This window comes from Clostridium chauvoei (assembly GCF_002327185.1).
Classification (GTDB): Bacteria; Bacillota; Clostridia; order Clostridiales; family Clostridiaceae; genus Clostridium; species Clostridium chauvoei.
The window spans coordinates 2,203,952-2,229,897 of record NZ_CP018624.1 but is presented as its reverse complement, the minus strand read 5'-3'; the positions used below and the strand labels follow the sequence as shown (position 1 = coordinate 2,229,897).

At 28.8% G+C, this 25,946-nt stretch carries 18 protein-coding genes and 1 pseudogene; 17 read left to right on the top strand and 2 right to left on the bottom strand.

Translation table 11 applies throughout. The features are described from left to right. Positions 1 to 11: 11 nt before the first annotated feature. Both BTM21_RS10435 and BTM21_RS10430 read left to right on the top strand, forming a co-directional pair. A complete protein-coding gene (locus tag BTM21_RS10435) occupies positions 12 to 968 on the top strand; it encodes a carbohydrate ABC transporter permease (RefSeq protein ID WP_079481772.1) in 957 nt (318 codons plus the stop codon). Positions 969 to 1,094: 126 nt separating this feature from the next. Further along, a complete protein-coding gene (locus tag BTM21_RS10430) occupies positions 1,095 to 4,226 on the top strand; it encodes an alpha-mannosidase (protein ID WP_021874744.1) in 3,132 nt (1,043 codons plus the stop codon). Between the two features lie 30 nt (positions 4,227 to 4,256). On the opposite strand, the gene BTM21_RS10425 is transcribed toward BTM21_RS10430, so the two are convergent. Continuing rightward, a complete protein-coding gene (locus BTM21_RS10425) occupies positions 4,257 to 4,640 on the bottom strand; it encodes a hypothetical protein (RefSeq protein ID WP_079481079.1) in 384 nt (127 codons plus the stop codon). A gap of 266 nt (positions 4,641 to 4,906) precedes the next feature. On the opposite strand from BTM21_RS10425, the gene BTM21_RS10420 reads away from it, so the two are divergent. From BTM21_RS10420 to BTM21_RS10355, 14 genes and pseudogenes are all read left to right on the top strand, one after another. After that, positions 4,907 to 6,352: an ABC transporter substrate-binding protein gene (locus tag BTM21_RS10420; RefSeq protein ID WP_021874746.1), complete on the top strand. Its 1,446-nt coding sequence runs from the start codon at positions 4,907 to 4,909 to the stop codon at positions 6,350 to 6,352. Positions 6,353 to 6,437: 85 nt separating this feature from the next. Next, a complete protein-coding gene (locus BTM21_RS10415) occupies positions 6,438 to 8,828 on the top strand; it encodes an FN3 associated domain-containing protein (RefSeq protein ID WP_021874747.1) in 2,391 nt (796 codons plus the stop codon). Between the two features lie 134 nt (positions 8,829 to 8,962). Next, positions 8,963 to 9,439, top strand: coding sequence for an ABC transporter ATP-binding protein (locus tag BTM21_RS10410; RefSeq protein WP_021874748.1), 477 nt, complete (start codon positions 8,963 to 8,965; stop codon positions 9,437 to 9,439). A gap of 6 nt (positions 9,440 to 9,445) precedes the next feature. Next, a complete protein-coding gene (locus BTM21_RS10405; protein ID WP_021874749.1) occupies positions 9,446 to 11,296 on the top strand; it encodes a beta-N-acetylhexosaminidase in 1,851 nt (616 codons plus the stop codon). A 150-nt stretch (positions 11,297 to 11,446) separates the two neighbouring features. Next, on the top strand, positions 11,447 to 12,895 hold the full coding sequence (locus tag BTM21_RS10400; RefSeq protein WP_021874750.1) for an ABC transporter substrate-binding protein: 1,449 nt from the start codon (positions 11,447 to 11,449) through the stop codon (positions 12,893 to 12,895). A gap of 98 nt (positions 12,896 to 12,993) precedes the next feature. After that, a pseudogene (locus BTM21_RS10395) lies at positions 12,994 to 15,233 on the top strand (glycoside hydrolase family 31 protein). A 15-nt stretch (positions 15,234 to 15,248) separates the two neighbouring features. Further along, on the top strand, positions 15,249 to 16,643 hold the full coding sequence (locus tag BTM21_RS10390; RefSeq protein WP_079481080.1) for a glycoside hydrolase family 1 protein: 1,395 nt from the start codon (positions 15,249 to 15,251) through the stop codon (positions 16,641 to 16,643). A gap of 14 nt (positions 16,644 to 16,657) precedes the next feature. Next, positions 16,658 to 17,557, top strand: coding sequence for an ROK family protein (locus BTM21_RS10385; protein ID WP_021874753.1), 900 nt, complete (start codon positions 16,658 to 16,660; stop codon positions 17,555 to 17,557). Positions 17,558 to 17,580: 23 nt separating this feature from the next. Further along, positions 17,581 to 18,549, top strand: coding sequence for an ROK family protein (locus tag BTM21_RS10380; protein ID WP_021874754.1), 969 nt, complete (start codon positions 17,581 to 17,583; stop codon positions 18,547 to 18,549). A gap of 122 nt (positions 18,550 to 18,671) precedes the next feature. After that, positions 18,672 to 19,610, top strand: coding sequence for a type I phosphomannose isomerase catalytic subunit (locus tag BTM21_RS10375; protein WP_021874755.1), 939 nt, complete (start codon positions 18,672 to 18,674; stop codon positions 19,608 to 19,610). Between the two features lie 142 nt (positions 19,611 to 19,752). Then, positions 19,753 to 21,552, top strand: coding sequence for an ABC transporter ATP-binding protein (locus BTM21_RS10370; RefSeq protein WP_242944828.1), 1,800 nt, complete (start codon positions 19,753 to 19,755; stop codon positions 21,550 to 21,552). After that, complete coding sequence (locus BTM21_RS10365) at positions 21,546 to 23,327, top strand: ABC transporter ATP-binding protein (RefSeq protein WP_079481081.1); 1,782 nt, start codon at positions 21,546 to 21,548, stop codon at positions 23,325 to 23,327. Before BTM21_RS10370 ends, BTM21_RS10365 begins: the two co-directional genes overlap by 7 nt. 94 nt (positions 23,328 to 23,421) lie before the next feature. Then, positions 23,422 to 23,718 (top strand): DUF3784 domain-containing protein, encoded by a 297-nt coding sequence (locus tag BTM21_RS10360; protein ID WP_131431563.1) that lies wholly within the window; start codon positions 23,422 to 23,424, stop codon positions 23,716 to 23,718. A 266-nt stretch (positions 23,719 to 23,984) separates the two neighbouring features. Beyond that, on the top strand, positions 23,985 to 24,419 hold the full coding sequence (locus BTM21_RS10355; RefSeq protein WP_021874759.1) for a DUF3284 domain-containing protein: 435 nt from the start codon (positions 23,985 to 23,987) through the stop codon (positions 24,417 to 24,419). A 66-nt stretch (positions 24,420 to 24,485) separates the two neighbouring features. On the opposite strand, the gene BTM21_RS10350 is transcribed toward BTM21_RS10355, so the two are convergent. Further along, complete coding sequence (locus BTM21_RS10350) at positions 24,486 to 24,899, bottom strand: YrvL family regulatory protein (RefSeq protein WP_021874760.1); 414 nt, start codon at positions 24,897 to 24,899, stop codon at positions 24,486 to 24,488. Positions 24,900 to 25,043: 144 nt separating this feature from the next. Here BTM21_RS10350 and BTM21_RS10345 point away from each other — a divergent pair, with 144 nt between their 5' ends. Then, entirely contained in the window at positions 25,044 to 25,847 is an 804-nt protein-coding gene (locus BTM21_RS10345) for a Cof-type HAD-IIB family hydrolase (RefSeq protein ID WP_021874761.1), read from the top strand. The last annotated feature ends 99 nt before the right edge of the window (positions 25,848 to 25,946 follow it).

Genomic DNA, 25,946 nt, shown 5'->3' with positions numbered 1-25,946 from the left:
AAATGTTAGAAATGAATAGGAAAACAGCTCGTTTCAGAGGAAAGAAATCAAAGGAGCCAGCAGAGGAGATAAGTAAATTTAATTCTATATCAAAGGGAACTAACGTAGGATTTAATATATTATTTATGATATTGGCAGCTTTATGTATAATCCCATTTATATTTGTTGTTATTATTTCACTTACAAGTGAACAAGCTCTTCAAGCAAATGGTTATAGATTTTGGCCACAAGAATGGAGTTTTGCAGCATACAAATATATATTCTCATCAGGAAGCCAAATAATGAGAGCTTATGGAGTAACAATAATAGTAACTGTATCAGGTACATTATTAGGATTAGCTATAATGTCAATGTATGGATATGCATTATCAAGAAAAAGCTTTGCATATAGAAAATTCTTCACTAAGTTAATATTCATACCAATGTTATTTTCAGGTGGTATGGTTTCATCATACTTAGTAGTTACAAAATTCTTAGGATTAAAGAATAGTATATTAGCACTTATATTACCGATGTGTGTAAGTTCCTTTAATATAATAATTCTTAGAACATTCTTTAAAACAACAGTACCAGATGCAATTGTAGAATCAGCTAAGATTGATGGTGCATCAGAATGGAAATTATTCTTAAAAATAGTATTACCTATATCCCTTCCAGGTATAGCGACAATAGCATTATTCCTAACCTTAGGATACTGGAATGATTGGTTTAACGCTATGTTATATATTGATGATAATAGTTTAATGCCATTACAATACTTACTTATTAGAATAGAAAGTTCAATGGAATTCTTATCTAATAATGCAGCATTGATGGGAGCAAATGCTATAGAAGCTAGTGCAAATATGCCAAAGGATACAGCTAAGATGGCAATAGTAGTAATTACTACTTTACCAATTATATTTGCATATCCATTCTTCCAAAGATACTTTGTAAATGGATTAACAATTGGGGCTGTAAAAGAATAGTAAGCAATAAATTATTTAATATTTTGAGGTGGTACTAAATGCCACCTTAAAATATAACTTAATTATAAAATACAAAGTTTAAACATAGGATAATAAAGATTAGTAAAGATTAAAAGAGGTGTTAAGATGCATTATTTATTAGAAAGAATAGAAAAAACTTGTGGAGAAATAGCAAAGTATGTGTACAGAGATCAAATTAACCTTGAGGATTATAAGTACATAGATGGAAACTATCATAATATAGATTTAATAAAAGAAGCACCAGAAGAAGGTTGGAGAGAATTTAAAACTGGAGACCTTTGGGGAGGAAAAGATTGTCATGGTTGGTTCAAATGTTCAGTTGAAGTTCCAGAACATTTTAAAGGACAAACTATAGCATTAAACTTCCATACATTTGAAGAAGGTTGGGATGCAACAAACCCTCAATTTATCTTATATGTTAATGGAGAACAAATCCAAGGAGTAGATATAAATCATAGAGAAATAATATTAACTCATGATGCAGTACCTGGAACAAGATATGATATAGACTTACATGCTTATGCAGGAATGTTAGCAGATAAATTGGCAACATTACATGGGAAATTAGTAGTTATAGATATGGTTGCTAGAGATTTATACTTTAACTTAAAAGTTCCAGTAGATGTTTGTAAGGAATTAGATAAAGAAGATAAAAACAGAATTGATATGATAACTGTTTTAAATGATGCTATAAATTTAATAGATTTAAGAAGGCCAAAATCAAAGGAATATAATGAAAGTGTAATTAAAGCTAATGAATTCTTAAATGAAAAGTTCTATGGAGAATTATGTGGACATGAATATGTAACAGCTACATGTGTTGGACACACTCATATAGATGTAGCTTGGTTATGGACAGTTGCTCAAACTAGAGAAAAAGTTGCAAGAAGTTTCTCAACAGTATTAAAGCTAATGGAAGAATATCCTGAATATATCTTTATGTCATCACAACCACAGCTTTACAAATTCTTAAAGGAAGATCATCCAAAGATATATAAAAAAGTTAAAGAAAAGGTTAAAGAAGGCGTTTGGGAAGCAGAAGGGGCTATGTGGCTTGAAGCTGATTGTAATGTAACGTCAGGTGAATCATTAGTTAGACAAATATTACATGGTAAGAGATTCTTTAAAGAAGAATTTAATGTTGATAATAAAGTGCTTTGGTTACCAGATGTATTTGGATATTCAGCAGCACTTCCTCAAATATTAAAGAAATCTGATGTAGATTACTTCATGACTACAAAGATTGCATGGAACCAATTTAATAAAATTCCAAATGATACATTTATGTGGAGAGGAATTGATGGAACAGAAGTATTAACACACTTTATAACTACTACTTGTCCAGGACAAGATAGAGCATCACATTTTACAACTTATAATGGACATATTCAACCAGATGCTATAATGGGAGCTTGGAGAAGATACCAAAATAAAAATATAAATGATGATGTACTAATTTCCTTTGGATGGGGAGATGGTGGTGGTGGTGCCACTTTAGAAATGCTTGAAAATGGAAGAAGACTTGCAAAAGGTATTCCAGGAGCTCCAAGAGTTAAGATGGGTACAGCATTAGACTACTTCAAGAGGTTAGATGAAAAAACTAAAAATAATAGTAAGTTACCAAAGTGGGTTGGAGAGTTATATCTTGAATATCATAGAGGAACTTATACTTCAATGGCTAGAAATAAGAGAGATAATAGAGCTTGTGAAAACTTATATACTTCAGCAGAAAAAATTAATTCATTATCAATGTTATATGGAAAGAACTATCCATATAGAAGTATAACAGATTCATGGGAAACTGTTTTATTAAATCAATTCCATGATATAATTCCAGGCTCTTCTATTAAGGAAGTTTATGATGTAACAGAAGTTGAATATAAGGAATTACTTGAAAATGGTAGTAAGTTAGTTAACGAAGGTGTAGATTATATAGCTTCAAAGATTAACTTAAAAGATAGAAGTGTTGTTGTATCAAATACACTAGGCTTTGAAAGAAGTGATATTGCAACTTTTGAAGTTCCAGAAGATATTAAGAATCCAGCTGTTATTGATAATAATGGAGAAGAATTAGTATGTCAAAGAATAGAAGAAAATAAAGCTATATTCTTTGCAAAAAATGTTCCAGCTAATGGACATAAATCATTTAAGATTGTTGAAAGTACTAAAGAAGTTACTTTAGATACAGTTTTAACTGATAAAGAAGCAGAAAATAAATTTGTTAAGATTAAGTTTGATGATAAGGGACAAATAGTTTCCTTTATAGATAAAGCATCAGGTAGAGAAATATTAAAAGATGGTGCTATAGGTAACGAGCTACAAGCTTTTGAAGATAAGCCAATGTGCTTTGATAACTGGGATATAGATATATACTACAAAGAAAAAATGTGGAAGGTAGATGACGTAAGAAGCATTGAAGTTGTAGAAAAGGGACCAGTAAGAAGTACTTTAAGAATTGAAAGAAAGTTCTTAGAATCAACTATAGTACAAAAAATCTATATATACAATGACCTTCAAAGAGTAGATTTTGATTCATATGCTGACTGGAAAGAATTTGATGTTCTATTAAAGACTGCTTTCCCAATAGAAGTTAATGCAAATGAAGCTACTTATGAAATTCAATATGGAAATGTTACTAGATCAACTCACAATAACACATCATGGGATGTTGCAAAATTTGAAGTTTGTGGACATAAGTGGGCAGATCTTTCAGAAGGTGAATTTGGAGTATCTATGCTAAATAATAGCAAGTATGGCCATGACATTAAAGATGGAAATATGAGATTAACTTTAATTAAATCATCAACAGATCCAAATCCAGATGCGGACAAAGAAGAACATTACTTCACTTATTCAATTTATCCACATTTAGGAACATGGAAAGATGCTGAAACAACTCAAAAAGCTTACGAATTAAATGTACCTTTATATACAAAGGTTGAAGAAGCTCATGAAGGTGAACTTTCAGATGAATTAAGCTTAGTTAAAGTTAATAAAAATAATGTTATGATTGAAGTTATAAAGAAAGCAGAAGACACAGATCATTTAGTTGTAAGAATGTATGAATTCCATAATAAGAGAACTACAGCTACTTTAGAGTTCTTAAGTGATATTGAAGAAATATTCGAATGTAACTTAATGGAAAGAAACCTAGAAGCTATAGAAGCTCATGGAAATAAAATTGAATTTACAATTAAACCATATGAAATTAAGACTTTCAAATTTAAATTAAAATAATAAAAAAACTGGCTTAAATGCCAGTTTTTTTTATATTGAAACAATTTCTTTGAATATACTTCTAAGTAAAAGTATGTAACATATAAGAATTGGACTAGTAAATAAACAAACTTGTAAGAACATTGAAAAGTTAAATCTATCACCATTTATAGGATAAAAGTTACCTGATATAGCTATAAGATATACAACTACAATAATAAATAATGCAGTAAGCACTAATAATATTGAAAGAAGTACTTTCTTTAACTTACTATTTTCCATAAGCAAAATAAAAATAGTTAAAGCAGGGATAAATAATACTATAAATCCCATAGATAGTCTGTCTTCTTTAACAGGACTAATCATAAGGGTATAAAAAGAACAGAATAAAATTGTTATTGTTAAAAGATATTTATTTCCTTTTGATATTTTCAACTAAATTCCTCCAATACATAATCAATATGTTAATAATTAATTAATATTTTTACATAAAATTAATTATTTTTCAATAGTAATACCAAAAAATATTTTACCAGTAAAATTAAGCAAATTAAAAATAGAAAATTAAAGAGTAAAAGGTAATAAATAGAATTTATGAATTTAGTCCAGTTAATGTGGAATTTTTTCACTGTAAAGGTTTTATATAGGGGTGTATAATTTGAATTGTAAAGGATAAAGCCAAATTACAGGAGGGGTTAATTATGAGAAAGGTCAAAAAGCTATTAGCTTTAGCAACTTGTGCAGTTTTAACGACTTCGTTAGCATTAACAGGTTGTGGAAACTCTTCATCATCTGGCTCAAAGGGTGATGAAACAGTTAATTTAACTTGGTACACAATTGGTCAAGAGCCAAAGGATCTTCAATTAGTAGAAGATGAGATAAACAAGTATCTAAAGGACAAAATAAATGCCACTATAGATATGAAGTTTGCAGACTTTGGTGATTATGATCAAAAATTATCTGTAGTTATAAATTCAGGAGAAGCATATGACTTAGCATTTACTTGCTCTTGGGCAGGAAACTATGTTGGAAATGCTAGAAAAGGTGCATTCCTTGAATTAGATGATTACCTAGAAACTACAGGTAAGGATATGAAAAAGGAAATAGACCAAAGATTCTGGGATGGAGCAAAAGTTGAAGGAAAAACTTATGCAGTACCTAACCAAAAAGAACTTGGTGTACAACCTATGTGGGTTTTCACAAAAGAGCTTGTAGACAAATATAACATACCTTATCAAGATATCCACGAATTAGAAGATTTAGAGCCTTGGCTTAAAGTTATAAAAGAAAAGGAACCAGAAGTAGTTCCACTATATATAGATAAGAATTTATCACCACCACAATACTTCGATTTCTTCTCAGAACCATTTGGAGTTGAATATGAAGATGAAGGTTTAACAGTTAAGAATATATTCGATACAGATAAATTTAAGAGCACTTTAAAGACTTTAAGAAAATACTATGAAGCAGGTTACATTAATACTGATTCATCTATAGCTCAATATGATAAGTCAATTAAGAGATTTGTAACTAAAGCAGATGGACAACCATATGCAGAAGGTATTTGGGCTAAGGACGTTGGATATGAATTAGTTGCTTCTCCAATTATGGATACTCATATAACAAGTGCTTCAACAACTGGATCAATGATAGCAGTTTCAAAGAACTCTAAGAATCCAGAAAAAGCAGTTGAATTCTTAAATCTTCTAAATACTGATGAACATTTAAGAAACCTAGTTAACTATGGTATTGAAGGAACTCATTATGACAAGGTTGCTGACAAGCAAATTAAGTTATTACCAAGAAGTGTTGACTATGGAGTTGCATACTTCTCAACAGGAAACTTATTTAAGACTTATGTTTTAGATACTGAACCTACAACTAAGTGGGACGAATTTGAAGAATTCAACAAGAATTCAAAGGTTTCACCTGCATTAGGATTTAAGTTCAATCCAGAACCAGTAAGTACTCAAATAGCTGGTATAAGTAATGCTTACCAAGAATTTAGAGCATTAATTTTCAGTGGATCAGTTGATATCGATGAATACATTGAAAAATTAAATACTAAGCTAAAAGAACAAGGTATGGATGAAGTTATGAAGGAAATGCAAAAACAACTTGATGAGTGGAAAAAAGAAAATAAATAAGGTTATAGAATATCAAGGGGTTTAAAATCCCTTGATATTTTTTTATTACATAGAAAATAAGCATTTAAGAAAGGGGTTAAAATTAATGATATCTATAGTAAATATATATAATTTTATAAGAAAAACTGTTTATCCAAGTGGGGAGTTTGTTTTAGATGATTATGAAACTGTAGTAAGACAGATAGAAATCTTAAAGCAATATGGATTACCTTCTACTTATGCATTAAAATATGATGCTTTAATGGATGAAAGATATAGTAATTTAATTAAAAGTAGTGTAGATGAATATGATGAAGTTGGTGTATGGTGGGAATTTGATAAACAGCTTGCAGAAAAGGCGGGAGTAAAGTGGAAGGGAGAAACTCCTGTAGATGATCATGTTGATATGGGGTACTCATTAGGATATTTACCTGAAGATAGAATAAAAATGGTAGATGTTTATATGGAAGACTTTAAAAGTATATTTGGATATTATCCAAAGTCTGTAGGTTCATGGGTAATTGATATAGTTACTTTAAATTATTTTAAAGAAAAATATGGTGTAGTTGCAGCAGCTATATGCCGTGATCAAATAGGTACAGATGGATTTACCTTATGGGGTGGATATTTTAATCAAGGATATTATCCAAGCAAATTAAACGAATATATGCCAGCTCAAAATAAAGAAAATCAAGTAGACTTACCTATATTTAGACTTTTAGGACCAGATCCAATATATTGTTTTGAAGATGGTTTAAGAAAGGGAATAAGTGATGTTTACACTTTAGAACCAGCAGGTAGAATGGGGGGAACTAAAGAGTGGATAGAATGGATATTTGATAGGTTAACAAAAGAGAAAACTTTAGGTTTTTCTTATGCACAAGTAGGTCAAGAAAATACGTTTTTATGGAATACAATGATGAAAGGGTATGAAATTCAAATACCTTATGTAGCGAAATTAGCAAAGGAAGGAAAGGTTAGAGTTGAAACCTTAGAAGAGTCAGGAAAGTGGTTTAAGAAAAAATATAAACTTACTCCACCAACAACCTTTGTTGCTTCAGAAGATTGGAACAAGGAAGAAGATTTAAGGACTCTTTGGTACAATAGTCGTTTTTATAGAGTTAGTTTACTTTGGGATGATAATGAACTTTCAATAAGGGATTTACATTTATTTAATGAAGATTATAAATCAAGATATTACAATGATGTTTTAAATGGTAATGAAAGTGTTTTTGATACATTACCTATATTAGATGCTCACCGTTGGAGTGATGGGGATTTTAGAGCTTCAATAGATGTAGTTTTAGTAGATGAAGATGGAAATATAGAAAAGTTAAAAGGGGAGGAGCCTGAATTTTATATAGAGGATGATTCTACTTACAAGATAGTTTGGAAATGTAGTCAAGGAAAAATAAAGATAATTTGTGATGAAGCTAAGATAACCTTTGAAGCTATAGAAAGTTTTAAAAATAATGAAAAATTAGCTTTATATATAAATACTTTACCAGTTTTAAAAAATTCAGATACTAAAGTTTTAAAATGTAGTCATAATGGGTTTAATTATAGTCTAATTGCTGAAAATGGAGAGTTTAAGTTAAAGGAGAATAAGGTTATTGTTTTATCAGAAAATAATAAAATCACTTTTACTTTTTCAAAAGGAGAAGGCAATAAAAAATATGATTTCTTTAATAAAGAATACGTAGAGAATAAAGAAACTATAGATAATTATATTCCTAAATATAAGAGAATTAAAAGCACATCAAAAGTTATGCCAAGAGCCTTTGCACCAATAATTACACCTAAAGTTATACTAAAAGAAGCTCCATATGAAGGGGAATTTAGAATAGAAAATATTAATAAGGGTGGAGAAGTTTACTACACTCTTGATGGTAGTGAGCCTAATAAAAACTCTAGCTTATATAAAACACCTATAAAAGTTAAGGGAGAAACTATAATTAAAGCCATTGCTTATAATGAAGGCTTTAAGGAAAGTAGCATAATAGAAGGAAGACTTTATACAACATTGCCTATTAAGGATATTAAAGGGTTAACTAAGGCTACAGAAAATAAAAAATATAATAATAATGGAGTTTATGACCTTATAGATGGACAAAAAGGAACTACATCTTATAGAGAAGGTGGATGGCTTGGCTACACAGATGATATGGATGTAATAGTTGATTTAGGAGAAGTTTTAGATATAAATAAAATAACAGTAGGCTTCCTTCAAGATACTAGAGCGTGGATATACTATCCTAGATATGTAGATTTTTCTGTATCTATTGATGGAGAAAACTTTGAAAAGCTAGATAGAGTAAATTATAAAAATAGAGTTCCAAGACAAGAAGTTGGAGTTGAAAATATATCTATACAAAATAAAATTAAAGCTAGATATATAAGAGTGTTTGCAAAAAATGAAGGAGTTTGTCCTCCGTGGAGCATAATGAAGGGTGAAGGACCAGCTTTTATGTTTGTAGACCAAATAACTTGTATGTAATATTTGTGAAAACGTTACTCCTATATAGAGTTTTTTAAGTGAATATATAGTTTGTACACTATATTCAAGATTATATAGAATCTATAATAATAGTATAGATATAAAAAATACATCTATAAATGGAGGAATAAAAAATGCATCAAGAACAATTTATAGAAAATAACAATGATAAAATATTAAAAGTAATAACAGCAGTAAAAACATTAATATTAGTATTTGCAGCCTTAACTTATATATTTGAAAGTTTAACTTTAGCCGTTCTTATTTTACTAGTATATGTTATTGTACATTTTTTAACTTTAAGTTTCTTTGTTGAATATGAGTATGAATTAACAGAGGATGAGTTAGATTTATCAAAAATAATGAGTAAAAAGAAAAGAAAATTAATAAAGACTATAAATCTTAGAAATGCAGAGTTTTTTAAAGATGCATCAGAATTTAGTCCACAAAGATATTCAAATGTTAAAGTAGTAAAGCTTTATACAAAGGAATATGTAAATAAAGAAAAGCAAGTGATTTTAATTAATGAAAGTGGAGATATGAGAGCCTATGAATTATCTTTAAAAGATGATTTAAAAAAGGCTATTGAGAGAATTAAAAGAAGGGGGTAAATATAGATGTACTTAATACCAAGTCCTAAAAAGTTAGTTAATAGCAGTGGAAGTTTTAATATTAGAAGAGATACAGAAATAATTTTAAATTATAATTGCAATTTTAATGATTTTGAGGGGGCTTTAATTCTTAAAAAGGAAATTGAAGATAATTTAGGTTTTGATATAAAAATAAATAAGGCATATATAGACGAAAAGTCTAAAAATGCTATAAAGCTTATAAAATCAGAGGTTGTAGGCAATGAAGAGTGTTATGAATTAGAGATAAACAAAGATTCTATAACTATAATAGGTTATGGAGATTCAGGGTTATTTTATGGTATTCAAACATTAAGACAAATATTAAGACAAGAAGGGGCTATTTTGTCCAATGTAAAAATAAATGATGAACCGTACTTTAAAAATCGTGGATTTTATCATGACGTTACAAGAGGTAGAGTACCTAAGTTAGAAACATTAAAGAAGCTAGTGGATAAGGCTGCTTTATATAAAATAAATCAAATTCAATTATATATAGAGCATACTTTTGCTTTTAAAGGTATGAGTGAAGTTTGGATAGATAAAGATCCGTTAACAGCAGAAGAAATATTGATTTTAGATAAGTATTGTAAAAGTCGTCATATTGAACTAATACCATCCTTAGCAACTTTTGGACATTTATATGAAGTTTTAAGAACAAAATCTTATAGTAATTTATGTGAATTAGAAAATATGGAGGATGATGAATACTCATTTGTAGATAGAATGGCTCATCATACTTTAGATGTAAGTAACGCTGAAAGCTTAAAGCTTGTTGAAAATATGCTAAAGCAATTTATCCCTCTTTTCACTTCAGATAAGTTCAATATTTGTGGTGATGAAACTTTTGATTTAGGAAAAGGCAAAAGTAAAGAGCTTGGAGAAAAGTTAGGACAAGGAAAGCTTTATACAGGATTTTTAAATAAAATAATTGATATTGTAAAGGGATATAATAAGGAAGTTATGTTCTGGGGTGATGTTATATTAAATCATACAGAGGTGATAAAGGATATACCACAGGATGTTATATGTTTAAATTGGAATTACGGAGCAGAAGCAACTGAAGAAGGTACAAGAAAAATCCATGAAGCAGGAAGAGAACAATACGTATGTCCAGGGGTTGCAGGTTGGAGTCATCTTATGAACCTTATGGATAATGGATTTGAAAATATAACTAGAATGATAAGCTATGGAGTAAAACATGAAGCAAAAGGTGTTTTAAATACAAACTGGGGTGATTATGGACATATAAACATACTTGAAGCTTCAATACCAGGAATGGCTTATGGTGGTGCTTTATCCTGGAATCCAAAGGGAGAAAAAGAATTTGAAACTATATATAAAGGATTATCATTACTTGAATATGGAGACACTTCATTAACTGTAGTTTCTATACTAAGAGATTTAAGTAAAACACAAGTTGTGACTTGGTCAGATTTAGTAAGATGGAAAGAGTTATTTGATAAAAATTCAGAAGTAAGAGAAGGTATTAAAAATTTAAATATAGAAGATATTATTGAAGGCTACAATAATGCAACTGAAATAGAAATTAAATTAACAGCTTTATTAAATAAAGTAAAAAATAAAGAAGCATTACAAGAATTTATTGTTTGTACAAGAGGGATAATACTTATAAATAAATTCTTTATATCATTATTAAAAGCTAAATTTAAACAAGAATGTATAGGCTTTGATTTTGATAATAATACTCTAGCAAAAGAGCTTGAAGAATGGTTTTATGACTATTCATATATTTGGAAAAAGGATTCTAAAGAAAGTGAATTAAATAGAATTAGAGAGGTTATAAAATATACTTCAAAGGAATTAAGAACATTCTAGAAAAAAGATAGAATTTTAAGAATTTTGATAAAATAATGTAGATTTAAGCAAGTAAATATAAAAAAGTTCACTATAAAAAAGAAAATAAATATTTTATAATCATATTGTAAACGTTATTAAAACGAATAGATAAAAAGGGGCTGATTAACTATGAAGTTTAAAAAATTACTAGCATTAGCAGCATGTGCAACATTAACAACAACAACTTTGTTAACAGGATGTGGTAATTCAGGTGCTAAAGCAGGAAATAAAGGTGATGAACCAGTTACATTAACTTGGTACACAATTGGACAAGAACCAAAAGACTTACAAATGGTAGAAGACGAAGCAAATAAGTACCTAGAAGAAAAGATAAATGCAAAAATTGATATGAAATTTATAGATTATGGTGATTATAACCAAAAGCTTTCAGTAATCATAAATTCAGGAGAATCTTTTGATTTAGCATTTACTTGTTCATGGGCAGGTGACTATCTAGGAAATTCAAGAAAAGGGGCTTTCTTAGAATTAAATGATTACTTAGATACAACTGGAAAAGATATGAAAGAAGCTATAGACCAAAGATTCTGGGATGGAGCAACAATAGATGGAAAGATTTATGCTGTACCAAACCAAAAAGAAATATCAACAGCACCAATGTGGGTATTTACAAAGGAATATGTAGACAAATATAACATACCTTATCAAGACATTCACACAATTCAAGATTTAGAACCATGGTTAAAGGTTATAAAAGAAAATGAACCAGGAGTAACACCACTTTATATAACAAAAGGGTTCTCAGCTCCACAATATTTCGATCAATTAGTTGATCCAGTTGGGGTTGAACATAATGATGATAGCTTAAAGATTAAGAATATGTTCGAAACAGACAAAATGAAGGAACAATTAGAAGTTTTAAGAAAATACTATCAAGCAGGATATATAAATGCTGATGCAGCTACAGCTCAAGATGATAAATCAGTTAAGAGATTTGTAACAAAAGCAGATGGTCAACCATATGCAGAAAATCTTTGGTCAAAAGATTTAAAATATGATGTAGTAGCTTCAACAATAATGGATACTTATATAACAAATGCTTCAACAACAGGATCAATGATAGGAATATCAAAGAACTCTAAGAATCCAGAAAAAGCAGTTGAATTCTTAAATCTTTTAAATACTGATGAATACTTAAGAAACTTAATCAACTATGGTGTTGAAGGAACTCACTACGAAAAAGTTGGAGATAAGCAAATTAAGTTACTACCAAAAGAAGAAGACTATAGAGTTGGATACTATACAGTAGGTAACTTATTCCTTACTTATGTTTTAGATAAAGAACCATTAACTAAATGGGATGAATTCGAAGATTTCAATAACAAAGCTAAAAATTCACCAGCTTTAGGATTTAAGTTTGATCCAGCAGCAGTAAGTACTGAAATAGCAGCTGTAAATAACGTTCTTGAAGAATTCAAGTCAACAATATACAGTGGATCAATGGATATTGATGAATATCTACCTAAGTTAAATGCTAAGTTAAAAGAACAAGGTGTAGATAAAATAATAGCTGAAATGCAAAAACAAATTGATGAATGGGCAAAGACAAATAAACAATAATATAAGCTAAATAATAGGTGATAATGATGCTAGATTTATTAATTCTAGTATCATATCACCTATAGTTTTAACTAAGCGATAATATGAGGTGGTTAGATTTGAAACAATTAAATTATAGAGAAACTTTAGATATGAAGTTTAAAGCCGTTAATGGAATAGAAAATACTTTTAGAAATTATGAAGTTAAAAATAATGTTATAGATATTTATTTTTCATCAATAGATAAAATAGCTATATCTTATTTAGAAGAAGATATAGTGAAGGTATTTATAGGTGATAAATATGAAGAACAATTAAAAACAGGAGCAGTTTTAGATAACTTAAAGCCTTCAAATTTTATAATAGATGAAGATAAAAAATATATAATTATAAAAGGAAATAAAGTAGTTACTTTAGTAAATAAGGCTACAAAAGAAATTACTTTTAAAGATAAAAAGGGAAATATAGTTTGTAAGGATTTTCAACCAAGCTTTAAAGATGATGAAGGAAATATATATATATCAAAGTTTAATGATTGTTTAGCGTATTATGGCTTAGGTGAAAAGGGTGGCAATTTAAATAAAAAAGGGTATTATACAGAAAATTATAATACAGATGATCCAGAAACAGATGACAACTCAACTATGTATTATAAAACAATTCCATTTTATGTAGGTTTAAAAGAAGAAAATGTTTATGGACTATTTTTTGACAATAGTTATAGAAGCTATTTTGATATGGGAAAAAGCTATGAGGATAGAATATTTTTGGTTCAGTAGGTGGAAATATAGAATACTACTTTATGTTAGGAAAGGATATAAAAGAAGTAGTTAGAAATTATACTTCATTAACAGGAAGAATGGAGATGCCACCATTATGGAGTTTAGGATATCAACAATGTAGGTTTAGTTATTTCACTCAAGAGGAAGTAAAAGATTTAGTAAAGACCTTTGAAGAAAAGGAAATACCACTAGATGTAGTTTATTTAGATATAGATTATATGGATGGTTTTAGAGTAATGACTTTCAAGACACCACATTTTGATGATGCAAAGGGACTTATTACAGGGTTAAAAGAAAAGGGAATAAAAACTATAACCATATTAGATCCAGGGGTTAAGGTAGACGAAGAGTACGGAGTATATAAAAGAGGAAAAGAAGGAAATCATTTTACTAAGAAATTAGATGGTGAAATATTTATTGGAGCTGTGTGGCCAGGGGATAGTGCTTTTCCAGACTTCTCAAATAAAGATTGTAGAGAGTGGTGGAAAGAAGAGTTAAAGAAATTCATATCAGAACATAATATAGATGGAATATGGAATGATATGAATGAGCCATGTGTATTTAATAATGATCACAAAACAATGTTAGAAAGCTGTATTCACAATGGAGACTATGGAGTTATAGAACATAAAGAATTTCATAATAGATATGGCTTTGAAATGAGTAGATGTTCTCATGAAGCACAAAAAGAATTAGATGAAAATAAGAGAGAATTTTCAATGACTAGAGCTACCTATGCAGGTGGACAAAGATATTCTTCAGTGTGGACTGGGGATAATATGAGTCTTTGGAGTCAAATGAGAATGTCTTTATCTATGAATTCAAATCTTGGAATAAGTGGATTTTCATTTGTAGGAAATGATGTATCCGGATTTGGCTTAGATTCTTCAGAAGAATTATTTATAAGATGGATGCAAATAGGAAGCTTTCTTCCTATATTTAGAAACCATTCTAATATGTACACTAGAAGGCAAGAGCCTTGGGCTTTTGGTAAGAAAGCAGAAGCTATTGCTAAAAAATCAATTAAGTTAAGATATGAATTATTACCTTACATTTATGATTTATATTATATTTCACATAAAGAGGGTTTACCTATATTTAGACCTATGATAATGGAATATCCAAAAGATAAAAATCTTTTAAATATAAAAGAACAGTTTATGTTAGGAGAAAACTTATTAATTGCACCTGTTGTATATCAGGGAGAAAGAACAAAGGTTTTATATCTTCCAGAGGGAATATGGCATAATTACTTCACTAATGAAAAATTTATAGGTAGAAAAAGCTATAAGATTAAATGTGAGTTAGATGAAGTCTTAGTATTTGTTAAAGATGGAAGTATAATTCCAACTTATCAAGAAAAATTCATGAATGTAGAGAACAGACCAAATAAAGTAACTTATAAAGTATTTGGGGAAAATGCAAAGGGATTCCATTATTATGATGATGGAAAAACTATGGACTATACAAAAGGAAAGTATAACTTATATTTACTAAAAGCAACTAATAATATAGGAGAAGTAGAAGCAATAAGAAAAGAATTAGAAGAAGAAAAATTTGAATTTATTTTTGATTAAAAGGATGTGGATAGAATGAGTATACAATATAAATTCCCTAAAAATTTTTGGTGGGGAGCTGCAACATCAGGGCCACAATCAGAAGGAAGATTTAATAAAAATCATAAAAGCGTTTTTGACCACTGGTTTGATATAGCACCAGAAGTTTTCTTTGATGGTGTAGGACCAGATATAGCTTCAAATTTTTATAATAGCTATAAAGAAGACTTAGCTATGCTTAAGGAAATTGGACTTAATAGCTTTAGAACATCAATACAATGGACCAGACTTATTAAAGATTTTGAAACTGGAGAGCCAGATGAAGATGGAGTTAGATTTTATAATGATGTAATTGATGAAAGTATAAAAAATGGAATAATTCCAGTTATGAATTTACATCATTTTGATTTGCCAGTTGAATTATATGATAAATATGGTGGTTGGGAATCAAAACACGTAGTTGATTTATTTGTTAAATTTGCAAAGACAGCCTTTAAGCTATTTGGAGATAGGGTAAAATATTGGGCAACATTTAATGAGCCAATAGTAGTTGTGGAAGGACAATACCTTTATAAGTTCCATTATCCTCAAGTTGTAGATGGTAAAAAAGCTGTACAAGCTTTATATAATTTAAACTTAGCTTCAGCAAAGGCTATAGAAGGTTTTAGAGAGCTTGGATGCAATAAAGATGGTGGAAAGATAGGAATTATTTTAAATTTAACACCTGCTTATCCAAGAAGTAATAGTCAAGAAGATTTAAAAGCAGCAGAATTTGCAAATAGTTTCTTCAACAATTCATTTTTAGATCCAGCAGTAAAAGGGGAATTCCCTAAGGTTCTTACAGAAGTTCTAGAGAAAGATGGAATTATCTTTGAAGCTACAGAAGAAGAGATGAAAATTATAAAAGAAAATACTATAGATTTCTTAGGAGTAAATTACTATCAACCAAGAAGAGTAAAGGCTAAAGAAAGTGAATATAAGGAAAGTACATGGATGCCAGATAAGTATTTTGATAACTATGAAATGCCAGGTAGAAGAATGAATCCTTATAGAGGCTGGGAGATATATCCTGAGTGCATGTACGATATAGCTAAAAATATAAAAGAAAATTACAACAACATCCCATGGTATATTTCAGAAAATGGAATGGGTGTTGAAGGTGAAAGTAGATATATAAATAATGAAGGTGTAATAGAAGACGATTATAGAATTGATTTTTATAAAGAACATTTAGAATATCTTCATAAAGGAATTATGGAAGGTTCAAATTGCTTTGGATATCACGCTTGGACACCAATAGATTGTTGGTCCTGGTGTAATGCTTATAAAAATAGATATGGATATATTTCAGTAGATTTAGAAACTCAAAAGAAAACAATAAAGAAATCAGGTAGATGGATAAAAGAAGTATCCGAAAATAATGGATTTTAACAGGAGAGAAGTTTATGAGAAATTTTGTTGTTTATGATATAGGTGGATCTGCAGTTAAGTGGTCAATTATCACAGAGGATGGAGAGTTTTTTAAAAATGGAATTATAGAAATTCCTGAAACAGTAGAGGAATTTTTCGATAAGCTTGTAGAAATTGCAAAGGAAAATAAAGAAGAGTTTAAATTAGAGGGAATTGCTATAAGTTCTCCAGGAGCAGTAGATAGCGAAAGTGGAATAGTTTATGGAGCAAGTGCAATACCTTATATTCATGGACCTAATTTTAAAGAAATATTACTAGCTAAGACTGGATTAAAGGTAGAGATAGAAAATGATGCTAACTGTGCTGCTTTAGGAGAATGTTGGTTAGGGGCAGGAAAAGAAGAAAAAGATTTAGCTTTCATAGTCTGTGGGACAGGTATAGGTGGAGCTATAGTTAAAGATAAAAAAATCCATAAAGGTGTTAATAGACATGGTGGAGAATTTGGATATTGCATAGTAGATGTAGATAAAAATTCAGGAAATAAATATTTAACTTGGAGTAATGTAGGATCTACAGCTGCCCTTGCAAGAAGAATTGCTAAAAGAAAAGGAATAGCTGAAAAGGACATTAACGGAGTAAAAGCTTTTGAACTTTATGAAAATAAGGATCAAATAGCTATAGAAGAGGTTAATAATTATTTTACTTACATGGCTGTTGGAATTTACAACATTCAATATACTTATGATCCTGAAGTTATAATTTTAGGAGGAGCAGTATCAGAGAGAAATGATTTTATAGAAGAAGTATATATAAGAATAGATGAAATAATGCAAAGAAATGTAGATGGTAAGATAAGACCTGTTATAAGAAAGTGCAAATATGGAAATAACGCAAACAAATTAGGAGCACTTTATAATTTTATACAAAGACAATAATTAGAAGTGGAGGAGAGTTTATTATGGATAAGAAGTTTGTTGTTGCTGTTGATTTAGGAGGAACTAAAATTTATACAGCTTTAGTTGATTTAGAAGGTAATATAGTTAAAGAAAAGGTAGTTAAAACAGAAGCTGAAAAGGGTGACTTAGCTATAGTTTCTAATATAAAATCTACTATTAATTTTGTTTTAGATGGAGTTAATATAGAAGATGTAAAAGCAATAGGAATAGGTTCACCAGGACCTTTAGATGTTAAGAAAGGTCTTATAGTAGCACCACCTAATTTACCATTTAAAAACTTTAATATAGTTGAAAATTTAAATAATGAATTTAATCTTCCAGTATTTTTAGATAATGATGCTAACGCAGCAACTTTAGCAGAGTTTATGTTTGGTATAGGTAAAGGTACTGAAAATATGGTTTATGTAACAGTAAGCACAGGTATTGGTGGAGGTGCTATATTAAATGGAAAAATATATAGAGGAAGTACATCGAATGCTGTAGAAGTTGGACATACAACTGTTAAAGGTGATGGGCCAAGATGTGGATGCGGAAACAAAGGCTGTGGAGAAAGAATGGCATCAGGAACAGCAATAATGAAAAGAGCAGAAGAAGCTGTAAATAGTAATGCAGAAACTTCATTAAAGAAATACGATAAAGTAACAGCTAAAGAAGTTTTTGATGAAGCTAAAAATGGAGATACAGTAGCTCAAGACATTTTAGATGAAGCATTATCATATTTAGGAATTATAGTTGCAAATGTAGCAAATACTTTTGATCCAGATATGATAGTTTTAGGGGGCGGAGTTATAAATGGTGGAGACATTGTTTTAGAAACAGTTAAAAAGGTTGTTAAGAATAGATGTTTAGGTATTGTAGCAGAAAATTGTAAGATAGAAAAATCTAACTTAGAAGGTAAATCAGGAGTTTTAGGAGCAGCAGCTTTAGCAATAAGTGAAGTAAATAAAATAGTAAACAATTTCAACTATTAAAGGAAATTATTAAGCTATGAAATAACTTTATAATTGTATATACTGTAAATAAGATAAAAATTTAAGTTTTTTAATTGCAATAATAGGAATTATGGCTTAGAAGTAGTACAGGAGGAAGAGAGATGTATCCAATTAGATTTGAAAATTTATACTACGAAAAAATATGGGGAGGTAGAGACTTCGAGGAGTTTAGAGATAACCTTCCAGATGGAAACATAGGAGAAAGCTGGGATATAGCTTGTCATCCTAATGGTACTGGGATAGTTGAAAATGGAGAATTTAAAGGAACTAAATTTGATGACTTAATAAAAGAGCAAGGACATGATTTAGTTGGTACAAAGGTAACTTTAGAAAAACTACCATTACTTATTAAATTAATAAATTCAGGAGAGAAACTTTCAGTACAAGTACATCCAGGTGATGAATATGCAGCTAAATACGAAGGTGATTATGGAAAGACAGAAGCTTGGTATGTTATAGATGCAAAGCCAGATGCAAGTTTAATCGTAGGTACAAAGGATTGTACTAGAGATGAGTTTAAAACTGCAATAGAAAATAATGAAGTAGAAAAATATTTAAATAAAATAAAAGTTAAAAAAGGCGATTGTTTCTTAATAAATAGTGGGCTTGTACATGCTATATGTGAAGGAACTATAATTGCAGAAATACAACAAAATAGTGATGTAACATATAGAGTATATGATTATGGAAGACCAAGAGAAATCCATGTAAAAAAAGCATTAGATGTAATTAACTTTGATCTTCAATGTGAAAATCTTCAAGGTGAGTTAGAAAACTTTAATGGTTATAAGAAAGCTCTTCTATGTGAAAATGAGTATTTTGGAATCGAAAAATATTTAATAGAAGAATCTTTAAAGGAAGAAAGCGATAAAGAAAGATTCTTTATGTTTACTTGTGTAGATGGTGATGGAACAATAGAAGGCGAAGGTTTTAATGAAAAAATAAAGATGGGAGATAGTTATTTAATCCCTGCAACTTTAGGTAAGTATGAAATAAAAGGAAAGCTTACAATATTAAAAAGTTATCCTGTAATAAAATAATTTGTTTGAAAAGTTGGATGTTTATAATATCCAACTTTTTGTGTTTATTGAATATATGCACTAAATATCATAAAAATCCACTAAAAACATTTACAGATAATGGGTATAATTATTTAAGAAGGTTTTAACTGGGGGGATGAATGTGAAGAAGAAAGGGTATTTGGGGTATATATGTAAAGTTATAAAAATAGTATTTAATTGTGCACCTATAGATGCTTTAATTATAGCTATGCAAAAGATATTAGATGGTATAGTACCAACTTTAGAAGTAATGTTTGTAGCCGACTTTTTAGATAAAGCAGTTGAAATATTAAATGGTAATAGAAGTTACAATGAAATATTTTTACCAATAATTTTATTAGGTTCTGCAGTAGCATATACTTGGATTTCTGATAAATTATTAGGTTTTGTACAAACAAGATTAGAAATAAAATTAAAAGAGACTATAAGAGTAGATATTACTGAAAAAATAGCCAAGCTAGAATATAGACATATAGAGAGTGAAGCAAGTTGGAATTTAATATCTAGAGTAATTAAACAACCAGAGATAGATATTAAGCAAGGATATGTTAATTTATTTTCAATTTTAGCCTTAGTAATTAAAATTTCAGGAATATTAGCTATACTATTTAGCAAAGCTTGGTGGACAGGAATTATTATATTAATAGTTTCAATTCCATTATTTGTTTTAGCTATTAAAAGTGGAAAAGCAAATTATCAAACTTATAAAGATGCTTGTAATTATAGAAGAAGATCTGATTATATAGGTGCAGTTCTTACAGATAGAGATTCTGTTGACGAAAGAACATTATTTAATTATGCTCATAAATTAAATGAAATATGGTTAGGTTTTTATGAAAAAGTAAGAATAATGCAATATAAAACTCAAAAGAAATGGTTTATAAGAAATAAGATGGGAAGTGTTATAACAGCTTGCCTATCTATCTTTATACTTATTATTTTATTAAAGCCTGTTCAAGAAGGAAGTATGTCTGTTGGTATATTTATTTCTATAAGTAATGCAATTTTAAATCTTGTTGGAGATATGTCATGGACCTTAACCTATCTTATGGAAGATCTAGCTAAAAATAAGGAATATATAAATGAATTATGTGATTTCTTTATATTAGAAGAATGTGAAGGAGCAATAGATAAGCCAGCTCAAGAACCTGTAATCTTAAAGACTTTGGAATTTAAAAATGTATATTTCAAATATCCAGGTACTGAAAATTATATACTTAAAAATTTATCCTTCACTATAAAGGGAGGAAAACATTATTCAGTAGTTGGTATAAATGGAGCAGGTAAAACAACACTAACTAAGTTAATAACAGGATTATATAGTAATTTTGAAGGTGATATTTTAATAAATGGAGTTAGTATAAGAAATTATTCTCAAGCAGAGTTAAAAGCTTTAACTTCAGTAGTTTATCAAGATTTTGCTAAATACAATATATCTTTAAGAGATAATATAGCTTTAGGAAATGTTTTAAGGTTAAATGGAAACTTTATAGATAGAGATATTGAAAAAGTAATAACAACTATAGAGCTTGATGAAAAAGTAAAATCTTTAGAACATGGTTTAAATTCAATGCTTGGAAAGCTTAAAGAAGATGGAATTGATTTATCAGGTGGACAATGGCAAAAAGTAGCCATGGCAAGATCTATAGTAAGCAATACTTCATTAAGAATACTAGATGAACCAACTTCTGCTTTAGATCCAATTAGTGAAAGTAAGGTTTATGAAAAGTTTGAAGAGATAAGTAGAGGTGGGACAACTATATTTATAAGTCATCGACTTGGCTCAACTAAGCTTTCAGATGAAATTTTTGTTATAGGAGATGGAGCTATAGTAGAAAAGGGTTCTCATGAAGAACTTATGGAGCTTGATGGAGTTTATGCAAAAATGTATGAAAGTCAAAAGGAGTGGTATGCATGTTAAATGAAAGAAGGAAATCTTCAACTTTTCAAGTAATAAAAAAAATATTACCAATGGTAATAGCATCTTCTCCTAAAGATTTTATTTTTCTATCAATTTTAAGCCTTATAAGTAGTGGATTATTTGCTTTTAGTACTGTAGCTACAGAGAAATTTTTTAATTCAGTTGCCGCTTTAGCAGGTGGAAATACTACTATGGCAATGGTAATATTAGCAGCTTTATTTTTAGGAACTGTTTTAATATTAACTCATTTTTTAAATGGACTTGTAAATATGCTGGCAAATAAATTTTTCTTTATTGCAGCTGGGTATATAACAAACTTTGTAAATGAAAAAGCTAGTAAGATAGATCCAATAAACTTTGAGTATTCAGAGACTCTAGATGATATAAATAAGGCTCATATAGGGGTAAGAGGAAGTATATTTTTTAATGGAATAATAAATATGATGTTAACTTTATATTTGCCTTACTTCATATTTATGGGGATATATTTATATAGGTTAAATCCTATACTTACATTTTCTATAATACTTATATTTATACCAGTTGCTTTAAATCAATTTATTAGACTTAAGATTTTTACAGATTTAGAAAATCAATCAGCTAATATTAGAAGAGAATTTGAGTACTATGAAAAATGTATGATAGATAGAGAATATTATAAGGAAACAAGACTTTTAGGAGCATTTTCATATTTTAAAGACTTATATTCATCAGCTTTATTGTTACTTAATAAAAAATTATGGCAAGCTGAAAAAAAGGCAAATTTAATAGAGCTTGGTATGAAAGTATTTACATTAATTTGTTATATGGGAATATTATATTTGTTATTCACAAGTCTTATGAGTGGAAAGATAGGTGTAGGTGCCTTTGGAGCAGTATTATCAGCTATTGGAACGATGTTTTCAACTATGGAGGAATTTATATGTAGAGAAGTTGGAGATATTACAAAAATGTTTGGAGCAGTAAGAAACTTAGATAGATTTTTAGATTTACAAGAAAGACAAGGGGAACCTGTAGAGATAGAAGGTGTTCCTAATATATCTTTAAAAAATGTAGGGTTTGTTTATCCTGGTGCTTCTAAACCATCCTTAAGTAATATTAATTTAGATATTTCTCCAAAAGAAACTATAGCTATAGTTGGAGAAAATGGAGCTGGAAAGAGTACTTTAGCTAAGTTAATTTTAGGATTATATCTGCCAACAGAAGGAAAGGTAGAGTTTGGAGGATATGATACCAAAAAGATTTCGCCAGAATCTATTTATAGTAAAGTATCAGCAGTTTTTCAAAAATATCAAAAATATAAAATGACCTTATCAGAAAATGTAAGCATAAGTGATATAGAGAATTTTAATAATCAAAAATTAAAAGAAGTTTTAGAAAAAGCTGATGTAGAATTAAATAAAGAAAGATTTCCAGATGGATTAGAAACTATGCTTTCTAGGGAATTTGATGGAGTAGATTTATCAGGAGGTCAATGGCAAAGAATTGCTATAGCAAGAGGTTTATACGCCTTTAAGGATATTATAATTTTAGATGAACCAACAGCAGCTATAGATCCCTTAGAGGAAAGTAGAATATTTAATAAATTTAAAGAGTTAGCAGCAGGAAGAACAGCCATAATAGTAACCCATAGAATGGGAACAGTAAAGATTGCAGATAGAATTATAGTTATGGAAGATGGAAGCATAAAAGAAATAGGAAGTCATGAAGATTTAATGCAAGGAAATAGTAGCTATAAGAAAATGTATTTAAGTCAAGAAAAATGGTACAGTTAGTAAAGCTTTGCATCTTTTAGATTTAAGTGGTAATATTTAAATTAGATTTTTTAAATTATTAGGAAAATTAAATCGAAATATGAGGGGATTTACTATGTTGTATGCAGTTCACATCTTAGGGGGAGCTTTCTTGATATATTTAGGTTATCAAGTTAAAGTAAAAAAAGACTTAAATCTAATTACTAATTATCGCAAGAAAAACATAAAAAATGAAAGTGGCTATGCAAAATGGGTAGGAAATAGTGAAATGATAGCAGGGGTAGCAGTAATAATTGCAGCACTTGTTAGTTATTTTTCTAAAAATAGAACTATAATATCAGCAGCAGACTGGATATTAGTAGTATCTCTTATTACTTGTTTATTAATAGGCGATAAAAAATATAAAAAATAGAAAAAAGATTATATCCAAAACTCCTTTGGATATAATCTTTTTTATTTATAGAATTAAATTTTATTATATTTTTTTAGAGATATAAGATTCTTTGAAAACATTTTGAAAACTATAGGCTAAATAAATGAATTTAACTAATAGCAATGCTAAAATATCAATAAGGGGTAAAGGTTTCAATATGTTTTAATAGTACAAGGAATTTTAATTGTATTAATAGGTTGTTTTTTATTAACAAGAAGAAAAAAAGTCTCAGGAGGAAATAAATAATGGAATTTAAAAAGGTTATGAATGTAAGAGCAGATCAACTTTACGATGCAATACTTGACTCTATTTCATATGAAGCAAAAATATCAAAGAAAAAAATAGTTAAAGGCTTTAGTTATACTAAAGAGATGAAAACTAAAATGTCAGCAAAGGGAAATATACTTGTAACAATAGAAGACTTAGAAGAGAATAGAATTTATGCTGCTAGATTTAGTAGTGCACAAGGGGAAAATTATTTAAAATATGAAATAAATGAAATTGATGAAAATAAAATTGAAGTAACATATACAGAAGGCTTTGAAGGAAGTAGTAAAAGTAAGACTTTAAATTATAAGTTATTAAATAGTTTTTATAGAAGAAGTTTTAATAAAAAGACAAACACAACATTAGAAAACATTGAAAATTGGATACTTAGTAATAGTAATAATGAAAATTAAAAAAAGCTGTTTCTAAATTTTTAGAAACAGCTTTTTCTTTATATTAATATAATTACCTATAAATGGTTATTCTAATTTTTTATCAATAAAGTAACTTATAAGGTGGCAACTTATTGCAAATAGAACCATTGTTATAACAGGCATATATATACCACTTATACTAGAGCTAATAAGGCCTAAAATTAAAACTTGAACAGGAACATCTATAAGAAAGTATAGTAAATTATATTCTTTATCACTAAGTTCTTTTACTTCTTTTACTGCCATTGCAAGTCCTTCCAGTATATTGTCTATAAATAAGTCAACAATAAAATAAATTAAAAAGAATTTAAATAAGACTTTTATAGAAGAGTATTTAAGTCCAAATAACATCATCAAAGCTCCACCAAAAAAGAATATTAATGAAAAAATCACTACTGCAAATATTGATAAAGCTATACCAACTCCTAAAAAGTCTTTAAGTTTAAAGTTTTTCTTCATGCTTTCCTCCGAATAGTTAAAAATTTAACATGTTTATTATATCATAATCGGCAAAAATACTTATCTATTATATTTTGTGAATATAATAAGAGAATGTTATAATAGGTAGAGTAAATTATAATGGTATGAATTTAGGAGGCTTAAATGAAAGAGTGTAAAGGAATAGTATTTTTTGATGTAGATGGAACGCTTATAGATTGTTTTAAGGGGATAGCTAGTCCTACTGAAAGAACAAGAGAATCTATAAAAAAATTAAAGGAAAATAACTTTTTAACTATACTTGCAACAGGAAGACCCAAAAGCTGTATAGATGAGAATTTACTTAACTTAGGACTTGATGGTTACATAGCTTCTAATGGAGCATATGCAGATTTTAAGGAAGACATAATATTCGATTATCCTATAGAAAGTGATAAGATTAATGAAATATTAGATTATTTCAAAGAAAATAATATTGATTATATGTTAGAAGGCCATGAAATGAATTATGTTTCAAGTTATGAAAATAAGAAATTAATGGAATTACTACAAGGCGCTAAGCTTAATATGGATTATATCACTGACAAATGGGATAGAAGTGAAGTTAAAACAAGTAAACTTATAATAGTTAATGATGAAAATAATGAGATTTTTGAAAAGGTATCTAAAAAATATAAGGATAGCTTTGCATTTATGAAACATCCAACAGGCTTCTCTTTTGAAATGTATTTAAGCAAATATACTAAAGGATATGGAGTTGAGCAATTAGTAAACAAGCTAGGTATAGATATGGACAAGACTTATGCTTTTGGCGATGGTGAAAATGATATTGAAATGTTCCAAGTTGTAAAACACGGAATAGCAATGGGTGGATATCATGAGAAACTAGAAGCTGTTGCTTATGACTTTACTGAAAACGTAGAGCATGAAGGAATAACAAAGGCTTTAGAAAAATTAGAATTAATATAATTTTAGAAAGCTTTCCACTTATTATACATTGAAATAAATGGAGAGGATTGGTATAATATAATCTCCAATTAAAATTTTAGAATTAACGAATATTAAAGT